Source organism: Pseudomonas sp. GM24 (assembly GCF_000282235.1).
In the GTDB taxonomy this organism is placed as follows: domain Bacteria; phylum Pseudomonadota; class Gammaproteobacteria; order Pseudomonadales; family Pseudomonadaceae; genus Aquipseudomonas.
In genome coordinates, this window is the sequence record NZ_AKJR01000044.1 from 7,459 (window position 1) to 17,623 (window position 10,165).

General features: G+C 60.9%; 10 protein-coding genes. 3 read left to right on the plus strand and 7 right to left on the minus strand.

Features of this window, described 5'->3' with window-relative positions; translation table 11 throughout:
* Positions 1 to 244: 244 nt before the first annotated feature.
* Positions 245 to 1,096 (minus strand): CAP domain-containing protein, encoded by an 852-nt coding sequence (locus tag PMI23_RS07235; protein WP_007918421.1) that lies wholly within the window; start codon positions 1,094 to 1,096, stop codon positions 245 to 247.
* 199 nt (positions 1,097 to 1,295) lie between these two features.
* On the opposite strand from PMI23_RS07235, the gene PMI23_RS07240 reads away from it, so the two are divergent.
* Positions 1,296 to 1,916 (plus strand): cell wall hydrolase, encoded by a 621-nt coding sequence (locus PMI23_RS07240; RefSeq protein ID WP_007918420.1) that lies wholly within the window; start codon positions 1,296 to 1,298, stop codon positions 1,914 to 1,916.
* Here the strand turns inward: PMI23_RS07240 and PMI23_RS07245 are convergent.
* Positions 1,913 to 2,800, minus strand: coding sequence for a LysR family transcriptional regulator (locus PMI23_RS07245; RefSeq protein WP_007918419.1), 888 nt, complete (start codon positions 2,798 to 2,800; stop codon positions 1,913 to 1,915). The genes PMI23_RS07240 and PMI23_RS07245 overlap by 4 nt on opposite strands.
* Positions 2,801 to 2,903: 103 nt before the next feature.
* On the opposite strand from PMI23_RS07245, the gene PMI23_RS07250 reads away from it, so the two are divergent.
* Positions 2,904 to 4,301: an MFS transporter gene (locus PMI23_RS07250; RefSeq protein WP_007918418.1), complete on the plus strand. Its 1,398-nt coding sequence runs from the start codon at positions 2,904 to 2,906 to the stop codon at positions 4,299 to 4,301.
* Positions 4,302 to 4,403: 102 nt separating this feature from the next.
* On the opposite strand, the gene PMI23_RS07255 is transcribed toward PMI23_RS07250, so the two are convergent.
* The 4 genes from PMI23_RS07255 to PMI23_RS07270 form a co-directional block, all read right to left on the minus strand.
* A complete protein-coding gene (locus PMI23_RS07255) occupies positions 4,404 to 5,852 on the minus strand; it encodes a heavy metal sensor histidine kinase (protein WP_007918417.1) in 1,449 nt (482 codons plus the stop codon).
* On the minus strand, positions 5,849 to 6,520 hold the full coding sequence (locus PMI23_RS07260; RefSeq protein WP_007918415.1) for a heavy metal response regulator transcription factor: 672 nt from the start codon (positions 6,518 to 6,520) through the stop codon (positions 5,849 to 5,851). Before PMI23_RS07260 ends, PMI23_RS07255 begins: the two co-directional genes overlap by 4 nt.
* Positions 6,521 to 6,529: 9 nt before the next feature.
* Complete coding sequence (locus PMI23_RS07265; protein ID WP_007918403.1) at positions 6,530 to 6,787, minus strand: DUF2790 domain-containing protein; 258 nt, start codon at positions 6,785 to 6,787, stop codon at positions 6,530 to 6,532.
* A 231-nt stretch (positions 6,788 to 7,018) separates the two neighbouring features.
* On the minus strand, positions 7,019 to 7,729 hold the full coding sequence (locus PMI23_RS07270; protein WP_007918401.1) for a murein L,D-transpeptidase catalytic domain family protein: 711 nt from the start codon (positions 7,727 to 7,729) through the stop codon (positions 7,019 to 7,021).
* A 151-nt stretch (positions 7,730 to 7,880) separates the two neighbouring features.
* Here PMI23_RS07270 and PMI23_RS07275 point away from each other — a divergent pair, with 151 nt between their 5' ends.
* On the plus strand, positions 7,881 to 9,497 hold the full coding sequence (locus PMI23_RS07275; protein ID WP_007918398.1) for a L,D-transpeptidase family protein: 1,617 nt from the start codon (positions 7,881 to 7,883) through the stop codon (positions 9,495 to 9,497).
* A gap of 3 nt (positions 9,498 to 9,500) precedes the next feature.
* Here the strand turns inward: PMI23_RS07275 and PMI23_RS07280 are convergent, their stop codons facing one another.
* Entirely contained in the window at positions 9,501 to 10,016 is a 516-nt protein-coding gene (locus PMI23_RS07280; RefSeq protein WP_007918396.1) for an HvfX family Cu-binding RiPP maturation protein, read from the minus strand.
* Between the last annotated feature and the right edge of the window lie 149 nt (positions 10,017 to 10,165).

Genomic DNA, 10,165 nt, shown 5'->3' on the forward strand with positions numbered 1-10,165 from the left:
AAGGGGCGGGCCTCATCGCTGGCAAGCCAGCTCCCACAGGGTTTTGTGTTGTTCAGGGATGATGAGCATTACACCGATCATTGTGGGAGCGAGCCTGCTCGCGAAGGCGTCAGGTCAGACAATGTTGATGTTGAATGTAAGGGCCTCTTCGCGAGCAGGCTCGCTCCCACATTGGATCTCGGTTCGGCCGAAGATCTGCTGATCAACTCAAGCCCCTGTGGGGGCGGTGTGTTTGAGATTTGAGTTACTGGGCACCGAACATCGCGGTCCAGTAGATCCCGGCACTGCTTTTCGGGTCGGTCGCGTAGGCGGCGCCGAGTTCCTGGTATTGCGGGTTCATCAGGTTGGCGCAGTGGCCGGGACTGGCGAGCCAGCCTTCGACGACTTTGTGCACGGTGTCTTGTCCGGCGGCGATGTTTTCGCCGACCTGTTGGCCGCTGTAGCCGGCGAGTTCGGCGCGATCGCCGGGAGTACGGCCGTCGCGGTCCTTGTGGTCGAAGTAGTTGTTGTTGGCCATGTCGCGGCTGTGATCCTGGGCGATCGTGCCCAGCGTCGCGTTCCACGCCAGCGGTGCGGCAGCGGCGAACGCCTGACCACCACACTGACGCGCCTGACTACGGGCGACATTGAGTTCATTGAGCAACTTCTGTCCCTCACTTTGCGCGTCACCGAGCTTGGCCGACAGCAGCGGCCGCGCCAGCACGATGCGCCAGTCACGGTCATCGCGGCTGACACCGACATCGACGAACTGCGGATCGAGCACCACCTGACAGAAACTCTCCTGAATTGCCTTCATCGCCGACGCCGCATCACGCGGGCCGTTGAGCGTGATCGCCTGCACATTGACCATCGGGTAACTGGCGCTGGCCATGGCTTGCTGCAGATCGACGGCACCGGTAGCGCGTAATCTCAGCCGTGGATCAGCTGACAGCGGTGGCAGTTCGTTCGACGCCTGACTGCCGCAACGCTGCGGCTGGCTGCGGTAGCTGTTGATCGACTCGATCAGTTGCGATTCATCGCCAGCCATGGCCGGAATGGCAAACATAACGCCCACGGACAAAACGGCAAGACGCAAAACGGATGGCATGAAGCGCATGGAAATCTCCCTGGAGCTGAATGCGCCCATGATGCGCGAAAGGCCCCCGGGGAGTGCAATGTCTTTTTTCTTCATTCAGCGGTTTTTCTGCGCAACTTTGCCGATGGATTTGCCGTCTACACTCACCGAAGACCCCGGGATACGGGTGTCTCCCCGACGTAACACCTTGCCCGACTCGGGCGCTGCCGGAAGAACAGACATGGGATTGAAAGGATGGGCGGGTTGTCTCGTATTCACCCTGTTGGCAGGCTCTGCATGGGCCACCGATCAGGCCCCGATCAAAGCGAAGGCTGAAGAAAAAGCCCAAGTGCTGGAAGAGAAAGCGGCGGACAAAGTCAGCGCCGCACCGGCACCGAAAGCCGAAGCCATTACCCCCACCGAAGTGCAGGCAGTGGACCCGGTCGGCGCCGCGCCGCTGGATGATCCGATCACTTGCCTGGCGCGCAGTATCTATTGGGAAGCCAAAGGCAAAGACACGCCGGAAATGGAGGCCGTGGCCAGTGTGGTGATGAATCGCCTCGGCCACGAAGGTTTCCCCGATACGGTATGCGCTGTCGTCAAACAAGGCTCGGAAACCAAGAGCTGCCAGTTTTCCTGGTGGTGCGACGGGCGTCCGGATCAGGTCAAGGAAGATGCCGAATACACGCTGGCCAAGGATATCGCCCGCAAAGCGCTGAACCGCCAACTCAAGGATCGCACCAACGGCGCGCTGTATTTCCATGACCGCAACGTGCATCCGAGCTGGGCCAAGGAATACCGCAGAACCGCTGAAACGAAAAAATTTCTCTTCTACAAACCTGCCGGTGGCGACGCGCGTTAAGCGCAGACCTGCCGCACACAATCGCGCAACCAGCGATGCGCCGGGTCGGCGTCCATGCGCGGGTGCCAGAGCATCGACACGCTGATGTCCGGCATCGCGAAGGGCAGGGCGAAACTGTGCAGGCCCGTGCGCAGTTTGCTCGTATGCCTTTGCGGGACGGTGGCGATCAGCTCTGATTCACGCACAAGCGTCAGCGCCGCCGAGAATCCACCGAATGAAGTGACGATGTCCCGCGTCAGTCCGAACGCGAGCAAGGCTTCGTCGACCGGGCCGCTGCTTCGCCCGCGCCGAGAGATGAGAATGTGCTGGCCGGCGGCGAAGCGCTTGCTGGTGATTTTTCCGGCGCTCAAGGCATGCCCCTCACGCACCACACCGATCCACTGATCCTGAAACAGGATGCGGCTGTGCAGCGTCGGGTCGGTGCTGTCATCGACCACGCCGGTTTCCAGATCGACGCGACCTTCGCGCAGCGGCGTGCTGTCCTTTTCGGCTTTCTGCACAAAACGCAGGCGCACGCCGGGTGCTTCTTCGGCGATCCGCGCGAGCAGGGCGGCGGCAAAGGTTTCAACAAAACCGTCGGTGTTGCGCAGGGTGAAGGTGCGTTGCAAGCGGCCGGGGTCGAGCACTTCGGCAGGCCGTAAAACCGCTTCGGCGTCTTGCACCAGATGACTGACCCGTTCGCGCAGTTCCAGTGCGCGCGGCGTCGGTACCAGGCCACGACCCGCTCGCACCAGCAACGGATCCCCCGTGGTTTCGCGCAGACGGGCGAGGGCGCGGCTCATGGCCGATGGACTCAACTGCAGGCATTTGGCAGCGCGGGCGACGCTGCCTTCGCGCAATAAAACGTCGAGGGTAATCAGCAGGTTCAGATCCGGGGCGGTCATGACATGGCGTTCCATGCAGGTATTGAGTGCAAAGCATGCGTCTTGCGCCGTGTGTTGTCGAGGCTCAGGCTATGGCCGGTCACCTTTGCACTGTGAGCCTGCCATGTCCCAAGAATCCCTGAGCACTTCGGCCCGATGGGCGCTGACCAGTCTGGCCCTGTCGATGTTGATGCCGTCGCTGGACACCAGTATTGCCAACGCAGGGTTGCCGATTCTGGCGACGGCGTTCGAGGCGACGTTTCAACAGGTGCAATGGATCGTGCTGGCTTACCTGCTGGCGATCACCACGCTGATCGTCAGTGTCGGGCGGCTGGGCGATGGCTTTGGTCGACGTCGATTGCTGTTGATCGGGATCGGCATTTTCACCAGCGCTTCGTTGGCCTGCGCGCTGGCACCGGGACTGGGCTGGCTGATCGGTGCGCGAGCGGTGCAAGGCGTCGGCGCGGCGATCATGTTCGCCTTGACCGTGGCGTTGGTGGCCGATGCGGTGTCCAAATCGCGGGCGGGCAGCGCGATGGGGTTGCTGGCAACAATGTCGGCGACGGGCACCAGTCTCGGGCCGTCGCTGGGCGGGCTGTTGATGACGCATGTCGGCTGGCAGGCGATATTTTTGCTCAACGTACCGCTGGGCTTGCTCAATGCGTGGCTGGTGTACCGCTATTTGCCGGCGGATCGGGCAACAGGGCCGCGAGTCGCGTTCGATTATTCTGGCAGCGTGGTGCTGGTGTTGACGCTGGCGGCCTATGCGCTGGCAATGACCCTTGAAGGTTTCACCGTGCCGTTGCTGCTGACCAGCCTGTGCGGCGCAGGATTGTTCATCGTGGTCGAGATGAAGGCCAAGTCGCCGCTGATTCGTTTGTCGCTGTTTAGCGACGCGCGATTGAGCAGCAGTCTGACGCTGACGTTGCTGGTGACCACGGTGATGATGACCACGCTGGTGGTCGGTCCGTTTTACTTGCACCGGGGTTTGGGTCTCAGCAGCACAATGGTCGGCGTGGCGTTATCGATCGGACCGCTGTTGTCTGCGTTTGGCGGTGTGCCGGCCGGGCGTCTGGTGGATCGTTTCGGCGCGCGCCGGATCGTGCCGGGCGCGTTGCTTGGCATGGCCTGCGGTTGTGGCTTGCTGGCGCTGTTGCCGATGAGTCTGGGGTTGCCCGCCTATTTGCTGCCGATTGCAGTGGTCGCCGTCGGCTATGCGCTGTTTCAGGCGGCGAACAACACCGGGTTGATGGCCGGAGTTCGTCAGGAGCAGCGCGGCGTGGTTTCGGCGATGCTCGGGCTGGCGCGCAATCTTGGCTTGATTACCGGGGCGGCAGTAATGGGTGCGGTGTTTGCGCTGGCGGCGGGGGATCCAACGCAGGCGCCGGCAACGGCGATTGCCAGTGGATTGCATATCACTTTCGGCGTCGCCTCAGCACTGATGCTGACAGCCCTGATCATCAGCCGAGCCGAGATCAAGCTGTGGGAGCGACAGCGCGCCGATTCGACCTGCTCGCGGTAGCTGCGGGTCAGGGAAAGTTGATGTTGATCAAGCTGACCTCATAGCTGGCAAGCCAGCTCCCACAGGGTTTTGGGTTGGCCGGAAATCTGGATTCAGCGCCAATCATTGTGGGAGCTGGCTTGCCAGCGATGACGGCGGAAAAGTCGATGAAGGTGATTGCCGGGCGGGGAAGAACAATTCGAAGCAGGTGATGCCATCGACACTGCTGACGTTATAGCGGCCCTGATGCAACTGCATGATGGTCGCGACAATCGACAGGCCCAGACCATTGGATTGCGCCGAGCGCTCGCGTGACTGATCGACGCGGTAAAAACGCTCGAACAGCCGGGCTAAATGTTCAGGCGCAATGGTTGTGCCCTGATTGCGCACCCGCAGATAACTGCCATCCAACTCGGCAATTGCCTCCACCTGCACCGTCGAATCCGCCGCGCCGTACTTGATCGCATTGGCGCACAGATTGGCCAGTGCGCGGCGTAGCAGCATCGGCTCGGCCCAGATCACACCGCTGCCACGGGCCTCGATACTCATCCCGACATCTGCCGCCAATCCTTCAAAGTAATCGGCAATGCGTTGCATCTCATCCGCCGCGTCCAGCTCCTGGCGCTGGCTCAGGGCACTGGCCGGATCGGTGCGCGCCAGAAACAGCATGTTGTCGAGCATCCGCGTCAGCCGTTCGAGCTCTTCGACGTTGGAGGCGAGCAACTGCTGATAAGCCTCGATACTGCGATTCTGCTGCAGCGCGACCTGGGTTTCGCCGAGCAGATTGTTGATCGGCGTGCGCAGTTCATGGGCCATGTCGGTGGACACCTGACTCAATTGCGCAAAACCCGTGGCGAGGCGGTCGAGCATGGCATTGAACGCCTCGATCATCGGCTGCAATTCTCGCGGCGCACCGCTGCTGGCGAGGCGTTCGCCAAGGTTGCCGACACCAATGCCATGAGCGTGCTTCGCCAGTTGCCGCAACGGCAGCAAACCGCGATACACCAGCAAACAACCGACCACCGCCAGTAACAGCGCCGCCAGCGAGGCGAGTCCATAAACACTCAAACGGTAATTGGCGAGCATCGCCGTGCGCTCGCTCATCAGGCGCCCGGTGGTGACTTGCAGATTGCCCAGTTCGCCGGAATCGATACTCGCCGCCACCGCCGAAAACGGCACGCCGTCGACGCTGGGCAGATGCTGTACGTCTTTGAGTGTCATCGCATGATCGATGGGTACCGCTGGCAACGTCGGTGTATTCAGGTTGCCCGGGTTGACCACCAGCAGCGGCGGTTGCCCCGGCGTGCCGATGGTCAGCAGTGCTTCGTGGTTGCCGAGCATGTTCTGGAACAGCGCCGGTTTGTTCTTGATCAGCTCCAGAGTGTTGCTGTCGTTGAGAAAGGTGCGCAACTGATCGACGCGGCTGACCAGTGCTGTGTCATCACGGCGGATCAACTGTTGCTCCAGTTCGTTGTACAGCGCAGCGCCGAGGCCAGCCAGCGAGGCGAACGCAAGCAGGGCGAACACCAGCGCCAGGCGCAAGGTCAACGAATACGGCCGAGGGCTGCTCATGGCTGCGTATCGAAGCGATAACCGATGCCGCGCACGCTGTGGATCAGCTTGAGCTGGAACGGATCATCGATCTTCGCCCGCAAGCGGCGCACGGCGACATCGACCACATTGGTGTCGCTGTCGAAATTCATGTCCCACACCCGTGAGGCAATCAGCGAACGCGCCAGCACTTGCCCGGTATGCGTGGCGAACAACTGCAGCAACGCAAACTCTTTGTTGGTCAGGGTGATGCGTACACCGGCACGGCTCACGCGGCGCTTGAGTACGTCGATCTGCAGGTCGGCGACTTGCAGTTGTTCGTCTTCATGGATCGGCCCGCGCCGGGTCAGGGTGCGCAGGCGCGCCACCAGTTCGGCAAAGGAAAACGGCTTGATCAGGTAATCATCAGCGCCCAGTTCCAGGCCTTTGACGCGGTCAGCGATGTCATCGCGAGCAGTGAGGAACAGCACCGGCGTGTCAGCCTCCTTGCGCAACCGGCGCAGGACTTCCCAGCCATCCATTTTCGGCATCATCACATCGAGCACGATCACATCGAAACTGTGTTCCAGCGCCAGGTGCAGCCCGTCGGCACCGTCGCGGGCGAGGCTGACGCTGTAACCCAGTTCCTGTAATCCGTTGAGCAGGTAATTGCCGGCCTTGGGTTCGTCTTCGACAACCAGAATATTCATCGATCAGTCTCAATGGTCATTGATGCAACCGCTGCCTTGTACCTGATAGTCCAGCACATGCTCGCGGCCCTGATGGTCGAGATAATTCAATTGCGCCGGGACCACGCCACACGCTTGTGAAATATCGGTGCTGGACAGGACTTTGTCGACATCCAGCTTGACGTAGAAGCCGGATTTGTCATGAATCACGGCGGTGTCGGGCATGTTCGCGGCGAACGCGCTGCCGGTGGCGAGGAGGGCGGTGAAGGCGAGCAGGAGGCTTTTCATGATCAGTCACTCAGTGGTCAAAGTTGATCGGCATTGGCGCCGGGACAACTTCAGGCTACCGAGCGATCCGCACGGCAAACCGACAGCTGAATGACAAAGTTGTAATGAAAGGTACTGCGAATCTTCCTGTAGGAGCTGCCGAAGGCTGCGATCTTTTGATCTTGCTTCTAAAAGTCAAAGTCAAAAGATCTCAGCCTTCGGCAGCTCCTACAGGGGATTTGTGGTGGTCGGTCAGCTCGCGTGGGTATTGAGGATGCTCGCCACCTGCTGCGGCTGGCAGTTCAGATAAGGCGAGGACTTCAACCAGCGCTGATCCGGGTACCACGAAAACATGAACTGGCCGTTCTTCAAGCGGTCGATCACCTGTTTGGCAATCTGTGGCCGTACCGCCGGGCAGCCCTGGCTGCGGCCGATGCGCCCCTGTTTCTTGCTCCACAACGGATTCACATAGCTGGCGGCGTGAATGACGATCGCACGATCGCGGGCCATGTCATTGAAACCCGGCTCCAGACCGTCCATGCGCAGCGAATAACCGTGGGTGCCGCTGTAACTTTCCTGGGTGCGGAACAGGCCGAGGCTGGACTGGTAACTGCCTTCGACATTGGAAAACTGCGTGGCGAAGTTTTCCCCGGAGTTGGAGCCGTGGGCGACCAGATCGCGCAGCACCAATTTCTTTTTGCTCAGGTCGAAGATCCACAGGCGGCGTTCGGTGGACGGTTGCGAATAGTCGATGATCGCCAGATGGCGGGACGGCTTCGCACCGTTGTTGACCGCGCATTGCATGGCGTTCAACGCACCTTTCAGCGCTTGGGGATTGAGTTCTGGCGCGGCGTGCGCGAGGCTGGTGAAGAGAACCGGCGATGGTTTGCCGGCGGCAAAAACTGGACTGGTCACGACGATAGCGGTGGCAGTCAGCAGAAGTCGGCGCAAAAACGTCAACATTTTATAAAGTGTCCTCACTTGCTACATATTTGGCACTTTGGCTCCTGACTCCCAGTCAATACCCGCAAGCCCGCAGATCGAGCCTGACTGTTCAGCGCACCTGATGTAAGGTTGGCCATCATCTAGACGGCCATGGATTGGAGTAAAGCAGTTGTTCAAAAAGTACGCATGCTACTTGAGCATTTGTTTGCTCGCTGCGCCGTTTGTCGCTTGTGCCGATGAGCCGCTGCCACCGCTGGAGACATTGCCAACACCACCGGCGGAAATGCCGGTCGAGCCGCAAAGTCCGTTGCAGGCGGTGTTGATCAGTCTGGCGCAGTCGTGTCCGGCGATTGCCACGCGCCTCAACGGCCCGGCGCTGACGCAACTGCAAGCGTTCTACCAGCAGCAGGACTGGATGCCGGTGTGGGCCAACGAATCCGCACGATTGCCGGTGTTGCACGCGCAATTACAGCTGTTGGCCGATGATGGCCTCAATCCAAAAAACTATCCGATCGCCACCACTGCGCCTCAGGATGGCGAGTTGTGTGCCGACATCGACATCAGTCGCAACTATCTCCAGGCCCTGCAGGATTTGCACTACGGTCTCCTGCTGCAATCGCACTTCGAACCGCTGTGGCATGCCGACGCCACTCCGCGCGACCGTCAGGCGGAATTATTGGCCATCGCCGTTCCCGGCCTGCACGACATTCCCGCTGCGTTCGACCTTGCCCGTCCGCGTCTGGCGCAATATCAGGACCTGCGTCAGCTCTATGCGGCGCAACGGCTCAAAGTCTTGCCGCAATGGCAAGCGGTGGGCAACGGGCCGCTGCTGCGCCCGGCCATGGAAGACAAACGCGTACCGGAACTGGCCCAGCGTCTGTACAGCGAGGGCTATCTGACCCAGATCATTGGCACGCCCGGCAATGCGTATGACGGCGTGCTGGTCGACGCCGTGAAGAGTTTTCAGGCCAACCATTCCTTGCAGGCTGACGGTGTGGTCGGGCCGGGAACGATTGCTGAACTCAACATCAGTCCGCTGACCCGCCGCGAACAGTTGCGGGTCAACCTCGAGCGTTTCCGCTGGATGGCCCAGGACCTGGAGCCCAATGGCTTGCTGGTCAACGTCGCCGCCGCTGAACTGACGCTGTATCAGGGCGGCGTGGCGGTGTGGCAAACGCGCACTCAGGTTGGCCGCGCCGAGCGCCAGACGCCGTTGCTCAAATCCCGGGTGACACGCCTGACCCTGAACCCGACCTGGACCGTGCCGCCGACCATCTGGAAAGAAGACAAACTGCCGGAAATCCGCAAGGACCAGACCTTCCTCAGCCGCCAGAACCTGCAAGTGCTCGACGCCAACGGTCAGCCGCTGGCGGCAGCGGACATCGACTGGGACAACCCCGGCAACATCATGCTGCGTCAGGATGCCGGGCCGCGTAATCCGTTGGGGCAAATGGTCATCCGCTTCCCCAACCCGTTCTCGGTGTATCTGCACGACACGCCGAGCAAGGCGCTGTTCGAAAAAGGCCCGCGCGCCTTCAGCTCCGGCTGCGTGCGGGTCGAGCATCCGATGCAATTGCGCGACTTGTTGCTCACACCCGCAGAAAAGGCCCGCACCGAAACCCTGCTGGCCACCGGCACCACCCACGAATTTCGCCTGTCAGCGCCGGTGCCGATCCTGATGACTTACTGGACGGCACAGGTCGACAGCAGCGGCCGCGTGCGTTACTCACCGGACATCTACAGCCGTGACAGCGCCTTGCTCGCCGGCCTTGATCGGGCGCATTGAGCCTCAGCGGGTGCTCCGGTTCCAGAACACCCGCGCCAGCCACGCATCGACACTCAACTTGCCAGCGCCAGCGAACACCAGCGGCAGCAGCGCCGCCAGGTAAATCGCCGGCAGCTTGAAGTTGCCGAAACCTTTGTTAGTGATCGCATAACCCTGCGCCAACTCGCTCAGCGACGACCAGTCAGCCGGCCAGTGCACGGCGACGGTGGCGACAACAGTGACCACGATCAGCGAGATTGCCGAGATCCGCGTGCCGAAGCCGATCAGAATCGCCAGTGCGCAGATCAGTTCAGCCCACATCGACATTTCCCAGTTGAGCGTTGCCGGCAGGTGATCGAACGGGAAGGGGAATTTGTCCTGGATGTCTTCGAACCAGTTCTGCCCGTTGAATTTCTCCAGTCCGGACTCGAAGAATTCCCAGGCGATGAACAGGCGCAGGGTCAGTGGGGCGATCCACGTGCCGGCGCGGTCGAGGTTCAGGTGCAGGTGTTTGACCGCAGTTGAAAGGGTGGTGGTCATGAGGCGTCTCCGGTGAATTGAGTGAAATCGACCGGGTCATTTCAGCTTTGGGGTGTATCGGTGATGTGTCGGCAGGATGGCGGATTGTGCGTTTGGTGTGTCTGCGGCTTCCGGGTATACAGTGCGATACAGGCAAAAGCCCCTCACCC